25 protein-coding genes and 1 pseudogene are annotated in these 23,802 nt (G+C 39.8%); 20 read left to right on the top strand and 6 right to left on the bottom strand.

Annotation, left to right across the window (positions count from 1 at the left end):
• The first annotated feature begins 24 nt into the window (after positions 1-24).
• The 7 genes from JK629_RS01965 to JK629_RS01995 all read left to right on the top strand — a co-directional run bounded on the left by JK629_RS01965 (position 25) and on the right by JK629_RS01995 (position 3,628).
• A complete protein-coding gene (locus JK629_RS01965; RefSeq protein ID WP_202336968.1) occupies positions 25-591 on the top strand; it encodes a hypothetical protein in 567 nt (188 codons plus the stop codon).
• 90 nt (positions 592-681) lie between these two features.
• Entirely contained in the window at positions 682-867 is a 186-nt protein-coding gene (locus JK629_RS01970; protein WP_202336969.1) for a hypothetical protein, read from the top strand.
• 58 nt (positions 868-925) lie between these two features.
• Positions 926-1,165 (top strand): DUF7218 family protein, encoded by a 240-nt coding sequence (locus JK629_RS01975; protein ID WP_202336970.1) that lies wholly within the window; start codon positions 926-928, stop codon positions 1,163-1,165.
• Positions 1,165-1,593 carry a VOC family protein gene (locus JK629_RS01980; protein ID WP_202336971.1) on the top strand — a complete coding sequence of 143 codons (429 nt, stop codon included), beginning with the start codon at positions 1,165-1,167 and terminating at the stop codon, positions 1,591-1,593. Before JK629_RS01975 ends, JK629_RS01980 begins: the two co-directional genes overlap by 1 nt.
• Positions 1,590-2,630 carry an AI-2E family transporter gene (locus tag JK629_RS01985; protein ID WP_202336972.1) on the top strand — a complete coding sequence of 347 codons (1,041 nt, stop codon included), beginning with the start codon at positions 1,590-1,592 and terminating at the stop codon, positions 2,628-2,630. The genes JK629_RS01980 and JK629_RS01985 overlap by 4 nt, the downstream gene beginning before the upstream one ends.
• A gap of 13 nt (positions 2,631-2,643) precedes the next feature.
• Positions 2,644-3,129, top strand: coding sequence for a thiol-disulfide oxidoreductase DCC family protein (locus JK629_RS01990; RefSeq protein ID WP_202336973.1), 486 nt, complete (start codon positions 2,644-2,646; stop codon positions 3,127-3,129).
• 58 nt (positions 3,130-3,187) lie between these two features.
• Complete coding sequence (locus JK629_RS01995) at positions 3,188-3,628, top strand: YkvA family protein (protein ID WP_202336974.1); 441 nt, start codon at positions 3,188-3,190, stop codon at positions 3,626-3,628.
• Here JK629_RS01995 and JK629_RS02000 read toward each other — a convergent pair.
• The 5 genes and pseudogenes from JK629_RS02000 to JK629_RS02020 form a co-directional block, all read right to left on the bottom strand.
• The gene (locus tag JK629_RS02000; RefSeq protein WP_202336975.1) at positions 3,625-4,503 is read right to left on the bottom strand and encodes a bifunctional 5,10-methylenetetrahydrofolate dehydrogenase/5,10-methenyltetrahydrofolate cyclohydrolase; all 879 of its coding nucleotides are present in this window, start codon (positions 4,501-4,503) and stop codon (positions 3,625-3,627) included. The two genes, JK629_RS01995 and JK629_RS02000, sit on opposite strands and share 4 nt — an antisense overlap.
• 49 nt (positions 4,504-4,552) lie before the next feature.
• Positions 4,553-4,930: pseudogene (locus JK629_RS02005) on the bottom strand (four helix bundle protein).
• 43 nt (positions 4,931-4,973) lie between these two features.
• Positions 4,974-6,302 carry a signal recognition particle protein gene (ffh, locus tag JK629_RS02010; RefSeq protein ID WP_202336976.1) on the bottom strand — a complete coding sequence of 443 codons (1,329 nt, stop codon included), beginning with the start codon at positions 6,300-6,302 and terminating at the stop codon, positions 4,974-4,976.
• Positions 6,303-6,409: 107 nt separating this feature from the next.
• Positions 6,410-7,510, bottom strand: coding sequence for a sensor histidine kinase (locus JK629_RS02015; RefSeq protein WP_202336977.1), 1,101 nt, complete (start codon positions 7,508-7,510; stop codon positions 6,410-6,412).
• A 4-nt stretch (positions 7,511-7,514) separates the two neighbouring features.
• Positions 7,515-8,294 (bottom strand): LytR/AlgR family response regulator transcription factor, encoded by a 780-nt coding sequence (locus tag JK629_RS02020; RefSeq protein ID WP_202336978.1) that lies wholly within the window; start codon positions 8,292-8,294, stop codon positions 7,515-7,517.
• A 325-nt stretch (positions 8,295-8,619) separates the two neighbouring features.
• Between JK629_RS02020 and JK629_RS02025 the strand changes: the two genes are divergently transcribed.
• The 10 genes from JK629_RS02025 (at position 8,620) to JK629_RS02070 (ending at position 17,722) form a co-directional block, all read left to right on the top strand.
• On the top strand, positions 8,620-10,362 hold the full coding sequence (locus JK629_RS02025) for an FG-GAP-like repeat-containing protein (protein ID WP_202336979.1): 1,743 nt from the start codon (positions 8,620-8,622) through the stop codon (positions 10,360-10,362).
• Between the two features lie 106 nt (positions 10,363-10,468).
• A complete protein-coding gene (locus JK629_RS02030) occupies positions 10,469-10,921 on the top strand; it encodes a GNAT family N-acetyltransferase (protein WP_202336980.1) in 453 nt (150 codons plus the stop codon).
• 7 nt (positions 10,922-10,928) lie between these two features.
• Positions 10,929-12,209, top strand: coding sequence for an APC family permease (locus JK629_RS02035; RefSeq protein ID WP_225626087.1), 1,281 nt, complete (start codon positions 10,929-10,931; stop codon positions 12,207-12,209).
• A 94-nt stretch (positions 12,210-12,303) separates the two neighbouring features.
• Positions 12,304-12,636, top strand: a complete 333-nt coding sequence (locus JK629_RS02040) for an ArsR/SmtB family transcription factor (RefSeq protein WP_202336981.1) — start codon at positions 12,304-12,306, stop codon at positions 12,634-12,636.
• 19 nt (positions 12,637-12,655) lie between these two features.
• On the top strand, positions 12,656-13,123 hold the full coding sequence (locus JK629_RS02045) for a DUF6428 family protein (RefSeq protein ID WP_202336982.1): 468 nt from the start codon (positions 12,656-12,658) through the stop codon (positions 13,121-13,123).
• A 1-nt stretch (position 13,124) separates the two neighbouring features.
• Entirely contained in the window at positions 13,125-13,613 is a 489-nt protein-coding gene (locus tag JK629_RS02050) for a GNAT family N-acetyltransferase (protein WP_202336983.1), read from the top strand.
• 15 nt (positions 13,614-13,628) lie between these two features.
• Complete coding sequence (locus JK629_RS02055) at positions 13,629-14,246, top strand: low molecular weight phosphatase family protein (RefSeq protein WP_202336984.1); 618 nt, start codon at positions 13,629-13,631, stop codon at positions 14,244-14,246.
• A 1-nt stretch (position 14,247) separates the two neighbouring features.
• Complete coding sequence (gene arsB, locus JK629_RS02060) at positions 14,248-15,300, top strand: ACR3 family arsenite efflux transporter (RefSeq protein WP_202336985.1); 1,053 nt, start codon at positions 14,248-14,250, stop codon at positions 15,298-15,300.
• 847 nt (positions 15,301-16,147) lie between these two features.
• Entirely contained in the window at positions 16,148-16,777 is a 630-nt protein-coding gene (locus tag JK629_RS02065) for a DUF4386 domain-containing protein (protein WP_202336986.1), read from the top strand.
• An 18-nt stretch (positions 16,778-16,795) separates the two neighbouring features.
• Entirely contained in the window at positions 16,796-17,722 is a 927-nt protein-coding gene (locus JK629_RS02070) for a DUF5996 family protein (RefSeq protein ID WP_202336987.1), read from the top strand.
• 14 nt (positions 17,723-17,736) lie between these two features.
• On the opposite strand, the gene JK629_RS02075 is transcribed toward JK629_RS02070, so the two are convergent.
• A complete protein-coding gene (locus tag JK629_RS02075) occupies positions 17,737-19,017 on the bottom strand; it encodes a DEAD/DEAH box helicase (RefSeq protein ID WP_202336988.1) in 1,281 nt (426 codons plus the stop codon).
• Positions 19,018-19,251: 234 nt separating this feature from the next.
• Between JK629_RS02075 and JK629_RS02080 the strand changes: the two genes are divergently transcribed.
• The 3 genes from JK629_RS02080 (at position 19,252) to JK629_RS02090 (ending at position 23,782) form a co-directional block, all read left to right on the top strand.
• Entirely contained in the window at positions 19,252-21,129 is a 1,878-nt protein-coding gene (locus JK629_RS02080) for a tetratricopeptide repeat-containing sensor histidine kinase (RefSeq protein WP_202336989.1), read from the top strand.
• A complete protein-coding gene (locus tag JK629_RS02085) occupies positions 21,129-21,905 on the top strand; it encodes a LytR/AlgR family response regulator transcription factor (RefSeq protein WP_202336990.1) in 777 nt (258 codons plus the stop codon). Before JK629_RS02080 ends, JK629_RS02085 begins: the two co-directional genes overlap by 1 nt.
• Before the next feature lie 266 nt (positions 21,906-22,171).
• Positions 22,172-23,782, top strand: coding sequence for a galactose-binding domain-containing protein (locus JK629_RS02090; protein ID WP_202336991.1), 1,611 nt, complete (start codon positions 22,172-22,174; stop codon positions 23,780-23,782).
• The last annotated feature ends 20 nt before the right edge of the window (positions 23,783-23,802 follow it).

Here is a 23,802-nt window from a genome sequence, read left to right on the forward strand (position 1 = left end):
TAATTTAAAATAACTAAAAAATAAATGAAAAAGACACTTTTAATAATTGGAATAGTTTCACTTGCTTTTGTTCAATGTGGAAAGGATAGCGATCCTTTTCTGATTAAAAACGGTTCTATTGGGAACTTAAACAAGGAGATAAAAATAAAGCAAATAGATTCCATTTTTGCGGAAGATTCTATTGTAAAAATAAATTCATCACCCAACTCTTTGGAAACGCAAGGAGAAGTTGAAATTTATGAAAAAGGTGGTAAAAAACTTCTATTGTTATCGCCCGATAATGAAAACGATCCAAATTCAACCATAACCAATGTACAAGTTTTCGATTCGCGCTATAAAACTGAAAAGGGTCTTACAACTGCAAGCACTTTTAAAGACGTAAAGGCCAATTATACCATTGATAATATTGAAACCACGATAAATTCGGTAGTAATCTTTCTGAAGGAAACTGATGTTTATTTAACTATTGACAAAAAAAGCCTTCCTGAAGAGCTTCGCTACAATATGGACCTTGAGGTTGAAGCCAGCCAGATTCCCGACAATGCTCCTATTAAATACTTTATGATTGGCTGGGACGTTGCTCCCGAATAATTTAATGCTGTAAAGATTTTGTTAAGGTTCATTATGGAATGAAGCTTTTCCTTTAATTTTAATCCAATTAACCATCAAATTCAATTAATTATGATTAAGATTTTAGGTTTTATTTTAACCATTGCCGGCGGAATAGGCCTCGTAATGGGAATACTTGGAGTATTCGGAAGCATGGAAGTAGGCATAAGTCCTTGGGCCATGGGAATACTTGGAATAGTTTTCTTTTTTGCAGGCATCGGTTTACTCAAAAACAGAAAAGATACTGATCAAAATTAAATAGTAACTGCAAAAGCCCTTTGTTTCACAGAGGGTTTTTCATTTAAAACAAATTGTTATGCCAAATCCTAGAATTAAAAACGAAGATCAATACGAAGCCCTTCGCGATAAAGGTTATAGTAAGGAAAAATCGGCCCGAATCGCAAACACATCCAACTCAGGAAAGAAAGGAGGAAGCTCAAAACCCTATGAAGAGTGGACCAAAGATGAGTTATACGATCAGGCAAAAAATGTAGGTATTGAGGGCCGTTCAAAGATGAACAAAAAAGAATTGATCCACGCATTACGCAATAATTGATGGGCACTACCCTACAACCCTTCCATCTTGCCATTCCAGTTGATAATCTGGAAAAGTGCAGGCTATTTTACAGAGATGTACTTGAGCTTTCAGAAGGGCGCAGCAGTGACCATTGGGTAGATTTTGACTTTTTTGGCCATCAGCTTGTTATCCATTTAAAAGAGAAAAACACGGGAGATAAAGAAGCCGTGAATGCTGTAGATGGCAAAGCTGTGCCAATTCCCCATTTTGGCGTTGTACTGGATATGCAGACCTTTAAGGAATTTTCTGAAAAACTAATCCAAAAAAACATTACCTTCATCATTGAACCATATATTCGCTTTGAAGGACAAGTGGGAGAACAAGCAACCATGTTTTTTAAAGATCCAGCAGGCAACGCCTTGGAATTTAAAGCATTTGCAGATATTACACAACTATTCGCCAAATGACCAAACACATTCCTGCACAAATAATCCGACAAATATTCGTCATCTTGCTCATTTTACTGATGGGCAGTCTTATTTTTAGGGAACTTCTTCCCTATTTAACCGGAGTTTTGGGAGCTGTGACCATTTACGTTTTAATGCGGAAATGGATGGCAAAATTAGTAAACACAAAAAAATGGAACCCTTCGCTTGCGGCAGCATTATTAATGTTCCTTTCGTTTGTGGGAATTCTTATTCCCATTGCTGGAATTATCTTAATGCTTACCAACAAAATTGGGGATGCCGTCCAGAATTCTGCAGCAGTTATAAAAGCCCTTAAAGAACAACTTGCAAAAATTGAAGATACAGTTGGCTACGATCTTACATCACAAATAGACCCTTCGGCTATTACTGGCTGGCTTTCAGACAACCTTCAGAATTTGGCAGGAGGAACTTTCAATGCATTTATTGCTATTGGGTTAATGTACTTCATGCTTTATTACATGTTTATAAACCGAAACGATTTAAGAGATTCGTTAAAAGAATATATCCCAATGCATCGAGGAAATTTAAAGGAGATTGGGGTTGAGGTTCAAGCCATGGTTCGCTCAAATGCACTGGGTATTCCCTTAGTGGCGGTTGCTCAAGGAATTGTAGCACTGATTGGTTTTTTAATTTTTGGAATTGAAGACCCCTTCTTTTGGTTTGTTATTGTCACCATTGGCAGTATGATCCCTTTCGTTGGAACACTCGTGGGTATTCTTCCCGTTTTTGTACTCACACTTTCAACAGGGCACAGTTTTCAGGCTTGGGGAATTCTTATTTACGGTTTTGTGGTTGTGGGTTCAACAGATAATATAATTCGGCTGTATGTGCTTAAAAAATTGGACAATGTGCACCCTCTTGTAACGCTTATTGGTGTTATTGTAGGCGTACCCTTGTTTGGTTTTATCGGGCTAATTTTTGGTCCATTGCTTATCAGCCTTTTTATGGTTATAGTACGTATTTATAGGAAAGAGTATGGAAAAGAAGATACCACCCTTGATGAAGAACATTTGTAAAACTTCATACTGAATGTTTTCCAAAATTGAAAAAACCGCCTTCCCTCCTTCAGAAAAACCTGTGATGGTCTGGGATGGCAACTGTGGCTTTTGCCACTATTGGATAACACGATGGAAATCTAAAACGGGAGATAGAATTAATTACAAAGCTTTTCAGGAGGCAGCTGATCAATTTCAGGACATTCCTTTAAAGGAATTCAAGAAAGCTTCCCTTCTTATTGAGCCCAACGGGTTGGTGTATAGTGGCCCAGATTCTGCATATAGAAGTTTTACTTATTTTGAAGATGAAGCTTCACGTTGGCATACTTGGTATATAAAATCTGCATGGTTCACCTTTTTGAGCGATCACGCCTATAATTTTATTGCCAAAAACCGAAATACCATGTTCGTTATTACAAAGATATGCTTCGGAAAAGATCCCACAGCTATAAAACCTTATTGGTTCATAATACTCCTTTTTATATTCACCCTAATTATAGGTTACTTTAAATTTTTATAACAAAATTTTAAAAGTATTGGCAGTTTGAATGCGTATTTTTAGGATATAAAAAAAATATATGCTTTTCAGAAAAAAGAAAGAAAAACAACCTTCCAACATTTCCATGATGGACAATAAAGTAAATGATGACTTTGTAGCGGAAAAAGTTACAAAAATAAAGGACGAAGATGTTGAATTAGTGATGGATAATGAAGAAGCCATTTCCCAAAAACTGAGCAACGCCAGTCCTTTAAGAAAATATGCCGAGCTGGGAAAAATTATGTTCGCAATGTTGAAAGACGTTAAAAAAGGCAATTATCCAAACGTGCCATGGTTTACTATTGCTTCCATTGTGGTGGTGCTATTGTATATTTTCAATCCTTTAGACTTGGTTCCAGATTTCATCCCCGGAATAGGTTATATTGATGATTTGGCAGTACTTTCCATCGGGATGGGATGGATAGAAACCGACCTGCATAAATATTTGGATTGGCGATTGGCAAATGGTGAAAACGCCTAAGCTCTGCGTTGTTCCCGTGCCAGAAGGGTGTTTTTAAGGAGCATGGCTATGGTCATAGGCCCCACGCCACCTGGAACGGGCGTTATGAACGAGGCTTTTTTACTTACATTTTCAAAATCAACATCGCCAGTAATAACGTAACCTTTGGGATGGTTTGCATCTTCAACTCTGGTAATGCCCACATCAATAATAACCGCATCATCCTTTACCATTTCGGCCTTTAAAAAATTGGGAACTCCCAATGCTGAAATTATAATATCGGCTTGGGTAGTTATTTGTGCAATGTTTTTTGTGTTGCTGTGCGTAAGTGTTACCGTGCTATTTCCGGGCCATCCTTTACGGCTCATCAAAATACTCATCGGGCGCCCCACAATATGGCTTCTTCCAATAACTACGGTATGTTTTCCTTTGGTATCCACGTCATAACGCTGCAGTAATTCAAGAATCCCGAAAGGGGTTGCGGGAATAAAGGTGCTCATATCCAAAGCCATTTTTCCGAAGTTTTCAGGATGAAAACCATCTACATCCTTTGAAGGATCTACAGTAAGCAATACTTTTTGGGTATCAATCTGTGGAGGCAAGGGAAGCTGAACGATGAAGCCATCAATATTGTCGTCTTCGTTGAGTTCTTTGATCTTTTTTAATAATTCTAATTCACTGGTAGTATCAGGCATTTTAACCAATGTGGACTCAAAACCAACCCGCTCGCATGCCTTAACCTTGCTTCCAACATATGTAAGACTAGCCCCATCATTTCCAACAATAATAGCTGCTAAATGTGGAACTTTTTCACCACGCGCTTTCATTTTATCAACCTCGGCAGTGATTTCGTTTTTTATGTCGTTACTTACTTTTTTCCCGTCTAGTATTGTCATATTTATTAGTTTTCAGTCGCAGTCGCAGTTTTCAGTGGTAAAATTTTGATTAATTATCTTCTTTATCAACGCCAAACTTATCTGGATTATTTATCATATAATTGATTAGTTTTCCTATTTCAACATTCTCTTATGACAATCCTTTATAAATACTCTCATTTATATATTCACAAGAAAAAGCATAATCTAACCATACACTTGTTTCTGAATTTTCGCCATCAAAATCTGTCAGTTTACTAATGAAATGTTGCGGATATTTTCTTTTCCGATATGCTTCAGCAATATTTGCAGAAACAGAGCGCGAACTCCTTCATATCTGGTCTGTTAATGAATATTTTTCTTCCTTTGGAAATGATTTTGAAACATTATAGATCGCCATTGCCAAATCGAACGACTTTTGATAAGATATTAATTTTTTAAAATCCATATTTATTTAAAATCAAAGCTGACAACTGCGACTGAGAACTTGATTAACGCATCCGCCCCATAGCCTGCATCATCTTTCTTCCGCCGCCACCTTGCATCATCTTCATCATTTTGCTCATTTGGTCAAACTGTTTTAAAAGCTGGTTTACTTGCTGTACGCTTGTTCCGCTACCCTTGGCAATTCGCTTTTTTCGGCTTCCGTTTATAATTGCTGGTTCTGTTCTTTCCTTCGGAGTCATTGAATGGATAATTGCCTCAATTCCTTTAAAAGCATCATCGTCAATATCAACATCTTTCAAGGCTTTTCCGGCGCCGGGAATCATTCCCACCAAATCTTTCATACTTCCCATTTTCTTAACCTGCTGTATTTGGTTCAGGAAATCATCAAAACCAAATTGGTTTTTCGCAATTTTCTTTTGAAGTTTTCTGGCTTCCTCTTCATCAAATTGTTCCTGCGCACGTTCCACAAGCGAAACAACGTCTCCCATCCCCAAAATACGGTCGGCCATACGGGCCGGGTGAAACACATCAATGGCGTCCATTTTTTCACCGGTACCGATGAATTTAATAGGTTTATCAACAACACTTTTAATGGAAATGGCAGCACCCCCGCGGGTATCACCATCCAGTTTAGTAAGTACGACACCATCAAAATTTAGCCGATCGTTAAAAGCTTTTGCGGTATTCACTGCATCCTGCCCTGTCATTGCGTCCACCACAAAAAGGGTTTCCTGGGGGTTGATTGCTTTATGAACATTTGCAATTTCGGTCATCATCGCTTCGTCTATGGCGAGACGACCAGCTGTATCCACAATTACAACATTAAAGCCATTTTGCTTTGCGTGTGCAATTGCGTTTTGTGCAATCTGTACCGGGTTTTTATTTTCGGGTTCGCTGTAAACCTCAACGCCTATTTGGTCACCGACAACGTGCAATTGGTTAATCGCCGCCGGACGGTAAATATCACAGGCTACTAAAAGTGGTTTTTTTGTTTTTTTTGTTTTAAGGTAATTCGCAAGTTTTCCGGAAAAAGTAGTTTTACCACTACCCTGCAGACCAGACATTAAAATAACCGTTGGCGCACCACTCAAATTGATTCCAGCAGTTTCGCCACCCATCAATTCGGTAAGTTCGTCTTTTACCAACTTCACCATCAATTGGCCGGGCTGCAAAGTGGTAAGTACGTTTTGCCCCAGTGCCTTTTCCTTTACGGTATTGGTAAATTCTTTTGCGGTTTTAAAGTTAACGTCGGCGTCCAAAAGGGCGCGGCGTACTTCCTTTAAAGTTTCGGCTACGTTTACCTCGGTGATGCTGCCGTGACCTTTCAGTACGTGCAACGCTTTGTCCAGCTTATCGCTTAAATTATCAAACATATTCTTGCTTTCTTTTGTAGAGTTGCAAAGATAACATTCTGCAGGGGAGTATCAAAAAATAAGTAGGCTGCGTTTATGGATATAATTATGCTCTAAAACAAAAGGTTTTATTTTAAAGGAATTTTTATAAAAGTGATAACCGCCGTATTACCTTTAGTGTTTTCAACTATCAACTCCGCACGATTTCCGTAGAGTGTTTTCAATCTATCCTGCGTATTTTTTAACCCAGTCCCCTGCTGAAGCAATTCTTCAAAAGACTGTTTTAAAGGTTGACCGTTATTTTCAATTTCGATATAAAGAAAGTTCTCCTTTTTGAAAATTTTCAGCATTACATGTAGTTCCGTAGAATTATATCCGTAGCCGTGTTTCAAGGCGTTTTCAACCATTGGCTGCAACAGCATATGTGGCACAAGTTTGTCCTCAACGTTTTTTTGAATATCTTTTTCTATGGAAAGATGGTCTGAAAACCTGACCGAAATAATGGAAATGTATTTATCGAGAATATCCAATTCCTTTTTAAGGGGAATTAAATTCTCATCCTTAAATTCCAGAATATCGCGGAAGAGATCGCCAAAATCAGCAATCAGGTTTTGTGTTTTTTCTTTGTCTATTTCCACCAATGCTGAAATACTATTGAGGGTATTGAATATAAAATGCGGATGCAGCTGCGCCTTTAGCATATTGAGTTTTGCGTTCGCCAAATGGGTTTCAACCTGTGCTTTTTGAACTTCAATATTGCGCACTTTTTTGATGTAGTAATACACATTGATTATTCCAATCATCGCGAAGTATATCAGAAAATTCACCTCCACCACAGCCACAAAATGGTTAAAGGAAATATATCGGGAGGCTTCGGCAAAGGAAGCTTTACCTATCAAAAAAGTTATAACAGCAGTTACAAAAAAGATTACGTAGCCAATAAAAAATGAAAAGAACACATGCACCCAAATTATTTTTTTCCATCCGCTTGCGCCCCATTTTTCAAACATCAATTTGGTGAGATAGCTGATGAAGGCCATAAAAACTATCACAACAATCCAATCAACAAAAACGCCGTAATTAAACAATTCTCCCCAACTTAAAGGCCCATAGCTGGTTGTGCCCTGCACTTTCCAATAACTTTTTTTGAATTGTACTAGCACCACCACTATTGTATAAAAAATAGCAAGGTATTTTAGCAGCTGTATGTCGATGTACTTTTTCAGCATCTTTTTAAATTCCCAGCTTATTTTGAAATTCCTTTCGGTAGCTTTTGCTTACACGGAATTGTGAACCATCTTTCATTTTCACGTCAATCTCGCCGAAATTTGAGTGGATTACTTTGTCTAAAAAAGCTGTATTGATTATAGTTGAGCGGTGAATGCGGAGCATTTGCCTGCTTTCCATTTCGTTGATTACATTTTGTAGTGAATCGCGAAGTACATGCTTTTTGTCCGCTGTACAGATTTCCACATAGCTGCCCGAGGCGAGAATGTATTGTATTTCCGAATAGGGAATAAAAGACACCGTATTTCCTGTTTTTACAGGAAGTTTGCTTTTTGGAGCCGTACTGCTCTTTTCCGATTTTTCTGTTTCTATATACTGCAACAACTCTTGGAATTTTTGTTCCAAACTATTTTTAGTTTCACTTTTAAATTGTTCTTTGGCGCGAATTACCGCTTGCTCAAAACGCTCTTTTTTAAAGGGTTTCAATAAATAATCCAAAGCAAAGGCATCAAAGGCTTTTACGGCATAGGTGTCAAAAGCTGTCACGAAAATAACTTTTGGTTTTTTGTTTGTTTTAAGCTTTTTCAAAACGTCAAAACCATTCATGTCCTTCATCTGTATGTCCAAAAAAATAAGGTCGGGCTGTAATTCCTCGATACTTTCAATAGCCTCTTTTCCGGTTTTGCATTGGCCAAGCAATTGTAAAGCATCCATTTCCGCTACCAAAGTGAGCAATCGCTTTCTGGCCAAGGGTTCATCGTCAATTATTAGGCAACTTATTTTCATTGAATTAGGACATGTATTTGGAATTGGAAAGTAAATGTAGCAAACCTATCATTTATTTGCGCAGAATTATTTTTTACCAACTCTAAATAACAGCTAGTCACAACCAGATTTCTGCCTTTCAAATCAATAATAAAGTAGTTCACATCTTTCTGAAAACTATATAACTTCAATTCTACCAGCAAACACCTCAAATTTTTAAAACAATTTTTAGGCACTTCAAAACAAGATTTTTCCATTCACAACATTGCTGTAAATCTTAAAGCAGGTTCCCTTTAATTTCACTTTGAAAGTTGACAGCCTCAGTAAATAATTAAAATTCAATAATATGACAAAATCAATACTTTTATTCAGCCTTGCCGCTTCCCTTTCCTTTATCGAAAAAGCCGAGGCGCAATCTTTTGAGAAAACCACTTTTGAAGCTATTACCACAACTCCCTCCGCTTCGCGAAGTGCCAATTTTATTGATGTAAATGGCGATGGGTGGGATGATATTTTTTTCACAAATGGGCCAACTGCCGGGCAAAATAATATGCTTTACATAAACAACGGCGATAATACTTTCACAACCGTAACTGCGGACGATATTGTTTTGGACAACGACCGTTCAGACGGCGCCAGTTTTGCAGATGTAGACAATGATGGCGATCTCGACGCTGTGGTTGTAACCTACGGCAGAAACGGGGTGGGCAAGAAAAATTATTTTTATCGAAATAATGGGGACGGCACTTTTCAATATGAGCCCAGCAACGCTATTGGAATTCCGTTGACTTATTCCGAAATGGTGAATTGGATAGACCTCAACAACGATCAGTTTTTGGATGCGTACATCACGAATAGCATTGTTTCCACCCGCAATCTTTATTTTGAAAATCAGGGCGACGGTTCTTTTGAAGCGGTAACAGGTTTATCAATTACCAGTGAAACGCTTGCCTCACGCTCCATAAACTGGATAGATTACGACGGCGATGGCGATAGCGATTTGTTTGTTGCGAATGAAAACAATACTAACAATTCTCTTTTCAGAAATGATGGCCCCGATAATTTTACACAGATCACCAACCTTCCCATCAATCAAAGCGGAAAGAATTCCGCAGGCAGTTCGTGGGCAGATGTGGACAATGATGGCGATTTTGATCTTTTTGTCGCCAATTGGGGCGGGCAGAACAACCAGCTCTTCATCAATGAAAATGGCACTTTTGTAGAACAAATTAACTCAGCAATTGCAGCTGAAACCGGCAGTTCTTTTGGTTCCGCTTTTGCCGATGTGGATAATGACGGCGATTTGGACTTATTGGTTTGCAATGCATATTTTCCGGGGCAGGAAACAAATTCCCTATTTATAAACGATGGCAACGGAAACTTTTCAAAAGACAACAGCAGTAGTTTGGCAAACCACCAAGGAAACACTTTTGGCTGCGCCTTTGGCGACTATAACAACGATGGTTGGTTAGATGTAATTTTGGCAAATACGCTCGATGAAAACCAAAGCAATTCCCTTTTCAAAAATACGGGAAGCGGGAATAACTGGATAAAAATCCGTTGCGTTGGCAACCCTTCAAACGGCTCCGCTGTTGGGGCTAAAGTTCGGATTAGGGCTACCATTAACGGAAACGAAGTTTGGCAAACTCGCCAAATAGAAGCCGCAAGTGGGTACTGCAGTCAAAACAGCTATACCAATCATTTCGGTTTGGGCGATGCTTCAAATGTTGATGAAATTCAAATCCATTGGCCATCGGGAGCCGTGGAAACTTTTACGGATATTAACGAAAACAATACATATTTGGTGATTGAAGGCAATGGAATTCAGTTGGGCACAACTACTCAAATTAAATATGGCTACGTAATTTATCCCCTGCCTGCGGAGGATATTTTGGTTGTTAATTTCCCAAAAAATGAATTAAACTCAAAAGTTGAGATTTTTGATTTAAATGCTAGAAAAGTAAAAGAAGACACAAACAACCATGCAGTTTCCCTGAAAATGGATATTAGTTACTTAAATGCGGGAACCTATATTTTGAAAATCACCAATAACGTACAAGTCACCTCCCAAAAAATAATTATTAAATAGGAAACGTACCGTTCCTAAGTGTTGGTTAGTTAGTAAGCGTGTTGGATTTCCCTTATGGTAATTCAGCACGTTTTTGGTATCTTCACTTCCCTAAAAACCAAATTAAATGAAAATAGTACGCACAGATTCCACAAACAAAGACTTTATGATGCTGGTAAAACAGCTGGATGCAGATCTTGCCGTCCGCGATGGCGATGACCATCCGTTTTACGATCAATTCAATAAAATAGATTCCATAAAATATGCAGTGGTGGCTTATGACGAAAACAATACGGCCGTGGGTTGCGGCGCGATAAAACAATTTGAGCCAAAGGTGATGGAGGTTAAACGGATGTATGTGCCAGTAGAACAACGCGGGAAGGGAATTGCCGTGGAAGTTTTAAAAGAACTGGAAATTTGGGCAATGGAATTGGGCAATTCAAGATGTGTTTTGGAAACTGGCATCAAACAGCCAGAAGCCATTTCGCTTTATAAAAAAAGTGGTTATAGATTTATTGATAATTACGGGCAGTATGCCGGAGTAGAAAATAGCGTTTGTTTTGAAAAACTATTAAATTAATAAAGCTTTGAAAGAATCCTCCGACTCTATAAAACTAAAAGACGCAATAGCCATAGGCATAGGCGGCATGGTTGGCGGGGGAATTTTTGCAGTTTTGGGCTTGGCCGTTTCCCTTGCGCAAGGCGGTACGCCCGTGGCATTTCTTATGGCAGGAATTATTGCCCTTTTTACGGCTTACAGTTATTCCAAATTATCGTTGTCATTTCCAGACAGAGGCGGAACGGTACGATTTGTAAATGAAGGTTTTGGAAGAGGTATTTTTAGCGGAGGAATCAATAATGTACTCTGGATAAGCTACATTATTATGCTTTCGCTTTATGCCAGTGCCTTTGGATCTTACGCTCCAAATCTAATCTCTGTAACTGGCTCCACTGAAATAGATACCCACATTTTTGTAAGTGGGGTTATTTTATTGGCTACTGTAATAAATTATTACAGTTTAAAAGTAGTTGGCGAAATAGAGAGCCTTGCCGTTTTTGTAAAACTTTTTATACTTCTTGCATTTACAGGTATAGGTATTTATGGGTTGTTTGGAAATGTAAACGTTTCGCAATTAAACCCTATTCATTGGGAAAGTCCGCTGCAACTTCTTACAGGCGGAATGGTAATTTTCGTGGCATACGAAGGTTTCGAACTTATTGCCAATGCCGTCCCGGACTTGGAGAATCCAAAAAAAAATGTTTGCCGTGCCTATTTTATTTCCGTGGGCTTTGTTGTTTTACTCTATATTCTTATTGCCCTGGTAACCGTTGGCTCGTTAAGTTTTGATAAAATTGCAAGCGCCAGGGATTATGTTTTGGCAGCCGCCGCAAAACCGATGATTGGGCAGATTGGGTTTACCATTATGACGATTGCAGCATTGATTTCTACCTTTTCGGCAATAAATGCAAGCCTATACGGAGGGAGCCGCGTAAGTTATGAACTCGCCGAAGATGATGAATTGCCACACTCGTTTACAGACCAATTTTGGAATAAGCCAATCGGTCTGCTAATTACAGTAATACTTACCCTGCTTACTGCAAACTTTCTCAATCTGGAAAGTATTTCAACCTCGGGCAGCGCTGGCTTCTTGCTTATTTTTGCAGTTGTAAATTATGTGGGTTTTCGCAAAGCAAAAAAGATAAATGCCAGCAAAACCATAAGCTTGCTAGGAGCCATTTTTTCTGCCATTGCCTTTATTGTTCTAATTATTCAGAAATCCACCTCAAATCTTTTGGGCGTCACCATTTCCATGGCAATCATTTGCTTTTGTTTTATCGTGGAATGGATTTATAAAAAAACAGCCTAAAAAAATAAGCAATAAAAAAAGATTCTTTTTTATTGAAATTCCATTGCACTATAATTATTTAATCGTAATATTGCAATGAATTAATATAACGACTATGGGAATTACTAAAACTGAAATATTTACCGATCAGCAAAACCAAGTGGCAACGTTCGCAAAAGCCTTTGGGCATCCTGCCAGAGTAGCTATTCTTCAGCATCTATTCAAGATAAATGCCTGCATTTGTGGCGATTTAGTAGAAGAAATTGGCCTAGCCCAACCCACAATTTCACAGCATTTAAAGGAGTTGAAAAATCTGGGATTGATAAAAGGAAATATCGAAGGAACCAGTATTTGTTACTGCATTCATCCGGAAAATTGGACCGCAATGAAAACGGTGATGAACCAATTTTTAAATCAAGATTTAGAAAATAAAACAAACTGTTGCTAATTTTTTAAAAACACATACTATGAAACTTTCAGAAATAAAAAATCATTTAGACTCTTTGGAGCAAATCACTTTTATGCTTCCCAATGGCGAGTTGGTACCCACACATTTCCACGTTACCGAAGTGGGCAAGATCACAAAACACTTTATAGATTGCGGCGGCACGGTGCGCCACGAGGAAGTGGCCAATTTCCAGCTTTGGAATGGCGATGATTACAACCACCGTTTACATCCGGAAAAACTTCTACATATCATTGAACTTTCAGAAAAAATACTTGGTCTTGAGGATTTGGAAATTGAGGTTGAATATCAAGCCGAAACAATAGGCAAATTTAGACTTGACTTTGACGGAAAAAACTTTTTGCTAACCACAAAGCAAACCGATTGCCTCGCTAAAGAAAAATGCGGAGTTCCTGCTGCAAAACCCAAACGGCAATTAGCGGAAATAACTGATGAACCCTGTTGCTCGCCCGATGGCAATTGTTGCTAATATGAAACTGATTGAAATTTCAGAAAAGAACTATCCCGAAGTCGCTAGAATTTACGGCGAAGGTTTACAAACGGGTACAGCAACTTTTGAAACCACCATCCCAAGTTGGGAAAAGTGGGACGCCGGGCATCTCTCTTTCGGAAGAATTTTGGCAGTGGAAGAAGACATACCTTTAGGTTGGGCAGCACTCTCGCCTGTTTCCAGCCGCTGTGTTTACGGAGGTGTAGCTGAAGTAAGTGTCTATGTTGCAGACAGTGCAAGAGGAAAAGGGGTGGGCGAATTTCTTTTAAAAAAACTAATTGAAATAAGCGAAGCCAACAATATTTGGACCTTGCAATCGGGAATATTTCGAGAAAATATAGCCAGTCATAAATTGCATTTAAAATGCGGCTTTCGCGAAGTGGGATATAAAGAAAAAGTAGGGCAACTCCACGGGGTGTGGAAAGACAACGTGCTTTTGGAACGCCGCAGCAAAATAGTTGGAATTTAAAAAAATCAATCGCAAATGAAATTATTGGCACCAATCCAAGAATATATTGAGAAGTTGGAAACTGAAAGCCTTTCCGAGGAAAGAAAATCTATTCTGCAACCCCTTATTGCTTATATAAATTCCAAAGAGCAGGAGAAAAAAGCTATCCAATTAAACTTTATTTGCACACACAATTCCCGCAGGAGCCATTTGGCGCAGCTTTGGGCGAAGACCACGGCGGAATATTTTAAAATTCCAAATATACAGTGCTATTCCGGCGGGACGGAAGCTACTGCTGTTTACCCAATGATTATTGAGACTTTGGAAAACACGGGCTTTGAGATTTCAAAAGAAGGCGACAGCAAAAACCCTGTTTATAGTATAAAATATGCTTCTGAAAAAGCTCCCATTCTTGCCTTTTCAAAAAAATATGACGACGTGGCAAATCCCACAAAAGATTTTGCTGCGATCATGACCTGTTCCCAAGCCGATGAAGGCTGTCCCTTTGTGGCAGGATCTGAAAAGCGGATTGCTATAATGTACGAAGACCCTAAAATTTCTGACGGCACACACCAGCAAAAAGAAGTATATGCAGAACGCAGCCAGCAGATTGCAACCGAAATGAAATATGTATTCTCAAACATAGATCTCTAAAATGACCGCTACCAAGAAGTTAAGCTTTTTAGACAGTTACCTTACCCTTTGGATTTTCATTGCCATGGTCTTGGGCGTGGGCATTGGTTATTTTGCGCCCAACTTTCCAGAGCTTTTGAACACTTTTAGCAGTGGTAGCACAAATATCCCCATTGCCATTGGGTTGATTTTAATGATGTATCCGCCATTGGCGAAAGTGAACTATTCCCTTTTGCCGAAAGTTTTTAGAAATACAAAGATTCTTTCCATTTCCCTAATTCTGAATTGGATTGTTGGCCCTGTATTGATGTTTGTTTTGGCAATCATCTTTCTCAGCGACCATCCGGAATATATGATCGGCCTTATCTTGATTGGGCTGGCGCGTTGCATCGCCATGGTTTTGGTCTGGAACGATCTTGCCGAAGGCAGCAGTGAGTACGGCGCCGGTTTGGTTGCGCTGAACAGTATTTTTCAGGTTTTTGCCTATAGTTTTTACGCCTGGCTTTTTATTACCGTGCTTCCGCCCTATTTCGGGTTTGAAGGCGCCATAGTGGATATTTCCATAGCTACCATAGCCGAAAGTGTTGCTATTTATTTGGGTATTCCCTTTGTGATGGGAATATTGAGCAGATTGGTTTTAGTTAAGTTAAAAGGTGAAGCATGGTATTCGCAGCGATTTATCCCCGCAATTTCACCATTAACGTTGATTGCGCTTTTATTTACCATTGTAGTTATGTTTTCGCTGAAAGGAGAACTAATAGTGGAAATACCGATGGATGTTTTGATTATCGCAGTGCCATTGCTTATCTATTTTACGTTGATGTTTATCATAGGCTTTTTCTTTACAAAGGCTATGGGAGGATCGTATGACAAGACTGCGGCGGTAGCTTTTACTGCTGCCGGTAATAATTTTGAATTGGCCATTGCCGTGGCCATTGCCGTTTTTGGATTGAACTCCGGGCAGGCCTTTACAGGGGTTATTGGCCCCTTGGTGGAAGTTCCTGCCCTTATTTTATTGGTGCGGGTTTCTTTTTGGCTGCGGAAGAGGTATTTTGGTGAGTATGTGAATCTGTGAGTTAATTTTTTTACTATTCTAAATAGCTCGAAATGAACTCTCAACTCCCCTTCAACAAGTCTATTTGGGTAGGTTGCGCGGGTGAGCTTGATTGCTGGCGTGGTAGCTAATGGAATTAATTGTTTATTGCCAATTGTTACAGGTTAATTGATAATTATTATATTTGGTATTCTCCCCGATTAAAATGCGCACTGTTACGGTTTTCCGTAAAAGGTGCAATTGCATTATTGATACATTTGAAGATAAACAATATAATCTTATAAGGGCGGATAAATGTAATAGCCACCTGGCGCGCTTTTGCAAAGCGTGCCCATCTATAAAAGCATTTACAATGCGGCTTCCATCCTGAACGCATACAACCCAATCCCTCGCACATTTTTGTAACGTTTCCTCCAAGGACGCTTCTTACGCACATTTTATCTCCTACCCATTAAGTTTATATAGTAATTTTTGAGATCGCAAATCCCACATATACAAGGCCTTTCTAAAAAAAGTGCTTCCAAAATCTAATGAAATGTCGAAAAGCCTATTTTTTTTATTATATTAGTAATTCCTTCCGTTCCCATTCAAAATCACTCAAGCTATCCCTAAGCCGACTGCATGCCGTCTGCAAGCCGACAGTAAGCCGATTGCATGCCGACTCCATGCCGACCACAATCCATAGATACTCCATAGACACTCCTAGTATATCCCCACTATACCCCAGAGGAGGCTAGGACTAGGTAGCCAAGAAAATCTCCCATTTGCAAATTTACATACGCAACCTCCCATAGCAATTGCCCATTATGGTATTTTAATTAGTTTTAAGTATTTTAGACCTGAAAACCAACCAACTAATTAAAAAATTATGAAGTCCAGAAATGTATCGCTACTCGCTGGGGTGAGCTATCTAATCATTTTCTTTGCCGCTATCTTTGCCAATTTCTTTGTCCTGGAATCCATACTTCAGGCCCCCGTGGAGACCATTCAGCAAAATTCCCTTACCGTCCGTTTTGGTATCGTGGCCTTTTTGGTAACCGTGCTTTTTGATGTAGTAATTGCCTGGGCTCTTTTTGAGCTTTTCAAAAACCATCCCTTATCGCGTTTAAGCACCTATTTTAGATTAATGCATGCTGCCATTATGGGAGTAGCCATATTTGCACTTCCGCTGGCCTTAAACAAAAATACGGCTGAAGAGATTCTGTATCAAGCAGAAATATTCAATACCATTTGGCTTATCGGTCTTTTCTTTTTCGGAATGCATTTAATCCTACTGGGCAAAATCATAAAAAGCCCTTTTGTAATTTCAATTTTTCTGATGATTGCCGGCGCCATGTATATGATCGATACACTTGCCCATTTTCTACTTGAAGATTACGCCTCGTATGCTACCATTATGTTGACTTTGGTAGCCGTGCCAAGTATTTTTGGGGAAATGGCTTTTGCTGTATGGCTCTTGGTTAAAGGCGGAAAAAGTGAAACTGTACGTATGAAATAGAAATTTAAAACTTAACCAATGAATTCCGAAAAAATACCCGACCTTCCGTTTGAAAAATGGAACGACACTCGCCTAACGCTGCATATTATATTGCAAATTATTGGCAAGACCCGGATGGCCTCCACCGCAAGAAAAAACCATTGGTGGAATATAACCCTCTACGTTTCCCCAAGGGGTTTCACTACTTCCCCTATTCCTGTAAAAAATGGAGGGGAGAGTGTAGAAATAACGTTTGATATACCCAAAAGAGCAGTAGCAATTACCCAAAGTGAGGAAGAGGAAATTGTAATTTCCTTAAAGGAAAACCCTACCATTGCTGATTTTTATTCTGAATACCTGTCAAAATTGAAAGGAACCGGATTGCACTTTGATTTTGTAAAAAAACCGTTTGATCTGGAGGTTAAAAAACCTTTTAGCCAAATTACCGAATACCATCATTACGATTGGGATTACATAGAAAAGTTTTGGAAAATAATGAAGTGGAACAACAGCATTCTCCAGGAATTCAGCGGCAGGTTTTATGGAAAAAGTTGCCCGGCACATATTTACTGGCATCATTTGGACTTGGTAGTTACCCGATTTTCCGGAAAGAAATTACCCCCAATGGATGCCTCAGCCAGGATTTTGGAAAAGGATACTTACAGCCATGAACAAATAAGCTTTGGCTTTTGGGCGGGCGATCCAAACGTTCGGGAACCTATGTATTATTCCTATACCTATCCTTCTCCCAACGGAATTGACGAGGAAATTTTACAACCTGAAGGTGCAAAATGGCAGGACAGCAACGGCAGCCCCATGGCCTTGTTAAGCTATGAAACGGTAAAAAATTCAAACAACCCCAGAAAGGCCGTTTTGGATTTTCTGGAAAGTGCCTACCAAGCCGGCGCGAAACGTGCCAACTGGAACATCGCGGAACTTACCGTACCGGATTTGGATAAACTATAAATTCAGGCAGAAAATTACCTTCTGCCCCTGCCCCTATTGGAACTGTTGTTAGTGCTCTTGGCGTGGGTATTCACCTTCGTTCCAGTATTGCGTCCACGGCTGTGGCGCTGTGCTTTTTGTTGTTTCTTTTCTTCCTCGGCGGCTTTTACGTCGGCCATGGTCTCTGTGGGTTGAAAATTGGGAAGGGTTTTCGGCTGAAGACGTTCCCCTATCAGTTTTTCAATATCCTTTAAATAACCAACCTCATCAAGGCTTACCAAAGAAAGTGCTTCGCCGCTGGCTCCAGCCCTTCCGGTACGGCCAATTCGGTGTACATAATCTTCGGAAATATTTGGCAATTCAAAATTGATAACGTGCGGCAATAACGGAATATCCAAACCACGCGCGGCTATATCGGTCGCAACCAAAACCCGGACTTTCCCTTCCTTAAATCCTGATAGCGCCCTGGTACGCGCACCCTGACTTTTATTTCCGTGGATGGCTGCTGAAGTAATTTTCGCCTTTTCAAGTTTTTCACTCAAACGGTTGGCGCCGTGTTTGGTTCGGGTAAAAACCAAAACCTGTTGCCAGTTTCCTTCGGAAATAAGTTTTATTATTAAGTCTGTTTTTTGGGCTTTATCGACTCTGTAAACAGTTTGTTCAATTTTTTCGACGGTTGTATTTTCAGGGGTGGCTTCCACCAAAACGGGATGTTGCAGAAACTCGTTGGCAAGTTTTTTTATTTCCTTTGAAAAAGTTGCGGAGAACAAAAGATTTTGTCTTTTATTCGGAAGCAAGGCAAGTATCTTTTTAATATCGCGCAGAAAGCCCATATCGAGCATTCTATCGGCTTCGTCCAATACAAGTATTTCTACTTTTGATAGTGTCAGGGCTCGTTGATCTACCAAATCGAGCAAGCGGCCAGGGGTGGCTACTAAAATATCCACTCCATTTCGCAATGCTTTAATCTGTGGGTTTGCGCCCACGCCCCCAAAAATAACGGTAGAGCGAAGGTCTGTAAACTCACTGTATTCCTTAAATTCATCCTGCACCTGTGCGGCGAGTTCGCGGGTTGGGGTAAGTATCAAGGCACGAACGGGGCGCTGGCGCAATGTGGGCTGATTATTTAAAATTTGTAGCAAAGGCAAGGCAAACCCGGCGGTTTTTCCGCTCCCGGTTTGGGCCGAGGCCAGTACATCTTTTCTTTCTAAAATTAAGGGAATTGCTTTTTGTTGAATTGCCGATGGCGTTTCGTATCCTTTTTTGCTGATTGCTTTCAGCAGGGCATCGGACAGCCCAAGTGATTTAAATGACATATATTTATTTAAGTTGTAAGACCGCTGCGCTTGGAGATAGTATATCGCGGCGCTTTTAGAATTCGGTCTTTTTTAAAAACCATTAAAACTAAGAAGACGGTTTTAATAAGTGGCGAAGGTACGGCTAATTTTCTGCGTGGAGGCATTTATATTCACATTGATGAGCACAAGGCAACTGAATATATAATTAATCTCACTATCTTTATAAACAACTAACAACCAATCCGTACACTAATGAAACGACTATTACTCCTAGTAGTACTAGCTTGCGTTTCGTGGAGCAGTCTTCCCCAAGCTTCTTCCAAAACACAAGAAGACACGCTTAAAACTTCCGCTTCGGAAATAGTTCCAATAGTTGAAGATACCCTTCAGCAATACGATAATTTCAAAAAAACGATTCAGCTTTCCAAAAAAAACAAGGAGTTTAAAACGCTGGGCGAAGCCTATATTGGTTTGGCGCAATGGCACGAGGACCACACCGTGCTGGATTCTTCCATCGTTTATTTGAAAAAGGCCATTTCGGTGTATGAAAAACAGGAAATGACCAAAGAATTGGCCGAAACCTACCTTTTGTTGGTAACCAACTACAGCGGCACCGCTGAATATGACAAAGGATCAGAAACCGTTTTTAAAGCCTTGGCACTTTATGAAAAATTGGGCGATCAGCAGGGCGTTGCACAGTGTTATACGAAAATATGCGACCTGCTTTATTATTCAGACAGCTATGCCGAAGGCGCCGATTATTGCAAAAAGGCAATAGCCATTCAAGAAAAATACGGCTATGAGGAAGACCTAGCCCTCTCCTATCGCCGGCTCGCCGAAAACCAATTATTTTTGGGCGATCTGGATGAAAGCTTGGCAAACATGAACCAAGCCATCAATCTTTATAAAACAATTGGTGAAACGGGCCCGCCAATTTTAGCCTGCTATAACGGCCGCGGAAACATCTATAAATATATGGAGCGTTATCAGGAAGCCATTGAAGATTATAACCGTTGTTACGAAGGCGCAAAAGCCATTGGGCTGGAACGCTATATGATGCCCCCAACGGCAAACATTGGGCACGTGTATTTATTACAAGGAAAATATGCCGAAGCCCTACCCTATAATCTTAGGGCTATTGAGATTATGAAACGCATAGGCAATTCCAAAAATCTTTGGGAAAACTACATGCACGTTTCCAACATTTATAAGGAATTGGGCGACTATAAAAGCGCCCTGGAATACCACGAGCTTTATGAGCAAGGGCATACGGAATATCTAAACACCATTATTGCCCGAAAGGATAGCGAACTGCAGGTAAAGTACGAAACGGCACAAAAGGATTTGGCAATTTTGGACAAGGAGGCAAAAATTGCACAACAACGAAAAACCCAATGGCTCTACATTGGTATTGCGGGATTGCTGGCTATTTTTCTCTTTGGAATGTATTTTACGTTGAAAAACATCCGCAAAAAAAGAAAGTCGCTGGCTATTTTAAATAGTGAACTCGATGCAAAAAATAGACAGAACGAATTGCTGCTAAAAGAAATTCACCACCGTGTAAAAAACAATCTGGAAATGGTGAAAAGCCTTATCGCCCTGCAATCGGCAAAACTTGAGGACGGCGCCAGCAAAGAAGCCATGCTCGCCAGCCAAAACCGGGTACAGAGTATGGGTATTATTCACCAAAAACTGTATCAAGGTGAAAATTTGGGCAGCATTGAAATGAAGGATTATTTTATGAATTTAAGTGAAGGCGTTTTGGACACTTTCAATGCTGAGGAAAAAGTGAAAATTGAATGTGCGATGGACAACCTCAACTTAGATGTGGATACCGCCGTGCCCATCGGCCTTATCGTCAATGAACTTTTAACCAATGCGCTAAAATATGCTTTCCCCGAAGGGGTAAAGGGAGAGATAAATATTAGCCTTGCCCAAAAAGACAACGATCTTTTATTAAAAGTTTCAGACAATGGCATTGGCAAAACAGGAGGCTCACAGCCCAAAGGAACAGGTTTTGGCACCCAATTGATTCAGCTATTGACCCAACAACTGAACGGCACCATTTCCGAAGACCATAAAAATGGAACAGCAGTGTCTTTCAACTTTAAAAACTTTAAAGTCGCTTAATGGATAAGGTCGTGAAAATATTGATCGTCGAGGATGAAATGGTAATCGCCGCCAATATTTCTTTACAATTAAGCGAATTGGGCTATGAAGTAACAGGCATTTTGCCCCGTGGCGAAGAAGCGCTTTCCCATATAAAAATTGACACCCCGGACATTGTTCTTTTAGACATCAGGCTAAAGGGCAAAATGGACGGTATTGAAACTGCACATGAAATCCAAAAACAATACAACATTCCTATCATCTATCTCACGGCAAACGCCGATGAGGAGCATTTTAACCGCGCCAAGGAAACGCATCCCTATGCTTTTATCTCAAAACCTTTTAAAAAACTGGATTTACAGCGTGCCATTGAGTTGACGGTAGATAGAATATCAATTGAAAACACTTCAGAAAAAAATAATGGCAGCGCAAACGGCAACGGCAACAATTTTATTAATAGTGAAAACGCAACAGATTTTATATTGAACGACCGCATCTTCGTGCGCCATAATGAAAAGATGCTGAAAATAGATATTAAGGATATCTACTATATTGAAGCCGATCGGAATTACTGCCGCATTTTTTCACAAGACAGGGAATATCTATTGGTGATGACCTTAAAAGATATTGACGAAAAACTTCCGCAGAACCATTTTTTAAGAATACACCGCTCTTACATTATCAATATTTCCCAAATAGACGAAGTGGCCGGCACCCACGTAGTTATTTCGAAAAAAGCCATCCCCATGAGCAAGGCTATGCGGGCAGAACTTCTTAAGAGACTGCAAACCATTTAAATTTTTTTACTGTTTGCACCAAGACAATTGGAGCCACAACTCTTAAATTATTATAAATGAAATACTTAATAATGATTTATAACAATCCGTCGTGTAAGCAAACGTCGTGTGCTCAATCTTAATTTTTCTTGTTCGGCAAACAAAAACATCCCTTCGGACAGAAATTGACCTTCTTCGTCCTAAATCGTTTTTAATATTCTCTGATTGTCAGTTATTTAGATGCTCTCCCCAGAACATTTATTTTCAACTAACCAAAATTTTCAATCATGAAACCAATTAATGAAACTTTAGCTTACATTATATCACCACCATCATTTAATGTAAAATTTGGGATAGCTTTTGTTACCGCAATACTGTTTCAATTTACAGGTATTGCCCAACAACAATGGACCCCTTTGGATCCCAGTAATATTGCCCAATTAAAACCTACCAAACAAAGCAGTGTTCATAATGGTGGAGCCGCAAACCGAGCCGTAGATGGCAATACGGACGGCAATTGGGGCGCCATAAGTGTAACGCATACCCAAGGAGAGGACAGCCCGTGGTGGGAAGTAAATCTACTCGCAAAATATAAGATTTCTTCTATTACCATATATAATCGTACAGATTGTTGCCCAGAACGGCTGAAAAATTTTACAATCAGAGTTTCGGACCAACCCTTTAGCGGAAACTACGGCGGTGAAGTTTTTGGCCAAGAACCCCAATGGTTTCAAGGAAATAAAACTTTCTCTGGCAACATGATAGGCCAATACATTCGCATACATTTAAACGGTCGAGATGCATTAAGTTTGGCTGAAGTAGTTGTAAGGGGCGAACCCGTGCTAGTACTAAATGATGGCGTGTGGACTGAACCTGCAGTCGGCAAAGATGAAAACCTTGCCCTTGGCAAAAAAACAAGACAATCGAGCACCCATGAATTCGGAGTTTCCAATAGAGCAAATGATGGCGTTACCGAAGGCCATTGGGGAAATGGCTCTGTAACCCATACCCAAGGGGAGTCAAGACCTTTTTGGGAAGTAGATTTAGGCAAGAAATTTCTTGTAGATGAAGTTAAGCTTTACAATCGTACCGATTCCTATAGTGACAGATTAAATAATTTTAATATTTGGGTCACCAACAGACCGTTCGACCAAACTACGGGTCGTATAGTCCCTTTTGCTGAAGAGCCCACAAACTTTCTTCCCGAAACAAATAAATCATATACAGGCAAAAAAGTAGGACGTTATGTTCGTGTTCAGCTTAAAAATTCGAACGCCCTTACTTTAGCCGAAGTAAAGGTCTTTGGAACAGAGATTGGCGATCTTAGTCAGGGCGAGGCAGAATCTAACGTATTGTATAAAGTTAGCATCTTCCGAAACGTCACTCCCATTGAAAACTCCATAAAATCATCCATTACCACCAGTGTCTCTGAAGGAATGGATTTTAACAGAACCGTAAGTGCTGAGGATCAAAAACATTGGTCATTATCTACTACGGCCAAAGCAGCGGTAAATTACGCAATTGTCTCCTTCGAACTTGAGGTGACCGCTGCCGGCGGGGGCACCACTACCAACCGCGAGGAGAATTCACAAAGCAATAACGTAACCCAATCTACGGAGCAAAATACGGAGATTTCTCAAATGGTACCCGGCGGATGCACCCGCTATGAATTTCATAAATTCATCATTAATCAAGCGCCCGTAAACTATAAATTCAATGGAAAAAATTATTCATGGTTCAAAATTAATGAGCAGGCCAAACCTGTGGGAGATATAACGGTGATGGTTTTTCCCAATGATGTAAAGCCAGACTTAAAAGCTACTGATGATAATTGGGTGACAGCTTCTAATTATGAAAGAGTGCTACAAAGCCATCCAAACTATGTTCAAGCAGAATAAAAATAAATACTAACCAATTT

This window comes from Aequorivita iocasae, assembly GCF_016757735.1.
Lineage (GTDB): Bacteria > Bacteroidota > Bacteroidia > Flavobacteriales > Flavobacteriaceae > Aequorivita > Aequorivita iocasae.

Bases quoted from the DNA above. Each gene is read 5' to 3' on its own strand.
- JK629_RS01965 (WP_202336968.1), top strand. From the start codon at position 25: ATGAAAAAGACACTTTTAATAATTGGAATAGTTTCACTTGCTTTTGTT.
- JK629_RS01970 (WP_202336969.1), top strand. From the start codon at position 682: ATGATTAAGATTTTAGGTTTTATTTTAACCATTGCCGGCGGAATAGGC.
- JK629_RS01975 (WP_202336970.1), top strand. From the start codon at position 926: ATGCCAAATCCTAGAATTAAAAACGAAGATCAATACGAAGCCCTTCGC.
- JK629_RS01980 (WP_202336971.1), top strand. From the start codon at position 1,165: ATGGGCACTACCCTACAACCCTTCCATCTTGCCATTCCAGTTGATAAT.
- JK629_RS01985 (WP_202336972.1), top strand. From the start codon at position 1,590: ATGACCAAACACATTCCTGCACAAATAATCCGACAAATATTCGTCATC.
- JK629_RS01990 (WP_202336973.1), top strand. From the start codon at position 2,644: ATGTTTTCCAAAATTGAAAAAACCGCCTTCCCTCCTTCAGAAAAACCT.
- JK629_RS01995 (WP_202336974.1), top strand. From the start codon at position 3,188: ATGCTTTTCAGAAAAAAGAAAGAAAAACAACCTTCCAACATTTCCATG.
- JK629_RS02000 (WP_202336975.1), bottom strand. From the start codon at position 4,503: ATGACAATACTAGACGGGAAAAAAGTAAGTAACGACATAAAAAACGAA.
- ffh (WP_202336976.1), bottom strand. From the start codon at position 6,302: ATGTTTGATAATTTAAGCGATAAGCTGGACAAAGCGTTGCACGTACTG.
- JK629_RS02015 (WP_202336977.1), bottom strand. From the start codon at position 7,510: ATGCTGAAAAAGTACATCGACATACAGCTGCTAAAATACCTTGCTATT.
- JK629_RS02020 (WP_202336978.1), bottom strand. From the start codon at position 8,294: ATGAAAATAAGTTGCCTAATAATTGACGATGAACCCTTGGCCAGAAAG.
- JK629_RS02025 (WP_202336979.1), top strand. From the start codon at position 8,620: ATGACAAAATCAATACTTTTATTCAGCCTTGCCGCTTCCCTTTCCTTT.
- JK629_RS02030 (WP_202336980.1), top strand. From the start codon at position 10,469: ATGAAAATAGTACGCACAGATTCCACAAACAAAGACTTTATGATGCTG.
- JK629_RS02040 (WP_202336981.1), top strand. From the start codon at position 12,304: ATGGGAATTACTAAAACTGAAATATTTACCGATCAGCAAAACCAAGTG.
- JK629_RS02045 (WP_202336982.1), top strand. From the start codon at position 12,656: ATGAAACTTTCAGAAATAAAAAATCATTTAGACTCTTTGGAGCAAATC.
- JK629_RS02050 (WP_202336983.1), top strand. From the start codon at position 13,125: ATGAAACTGATTGAAATTTCAGAAAAGAACTATCCCGAAGTCGCTAGA.
- JK629_RS02055 (WP_202336984.1), top strand. From the start codon at position 13,629: ATGAAATTATTGGCACCAATCCAAGAATATATTGAGAAGTTGGAAACT.
- arsB (WP_202336985.1), top strand. From the start codon at position 14,248: ATGACCGCTACCAAGAAGTTAAGCTTTTTAGACAGTTACCTTACCCTT.
- JK629_RS02065 (WP_202336986.1), top strand. From the start codon at position 16,148: ATGAAGTCCAGAAATGTATCGCTACTCGCTGGGGTGAGCTATCTAATC.
- JK629_RS02070 (WP_202336987.1), top strand. From the start codon at position 16,796: ATGAATTCCGAAAAAATACCCGACCTTCCGTTTGAAAAATGGAACGAC.
- JK629_RS02075 (WP_202336988.1), bottom strand. From the start codon at position 19,017: ATGTCATTTAAATCACTTGGGCTGTCCGATGCCCTGCTGAAAGCAATC.
- JK629_RS02080 (WP_202336989.1), top strand. From the start codon at position 19,252: ATGAAACGACTATTACTCCTAGTAGTACTAGCTTGCGTTTCGTGGAGC.
- JK629_RS02085 (WP_202336990.1), top strand. From the start codon at position 21,129: ATGGATAAGGTCGTGAAAATATTGATCGTCGAGGATGAAATGGTAATC.
- JK629_RS02090 (WP_202336991.1), top strand. From the start codon at position 22,172: ATGAAACCAATTAATGAAACTTTAGCTTACATTATATCACCACCATCA.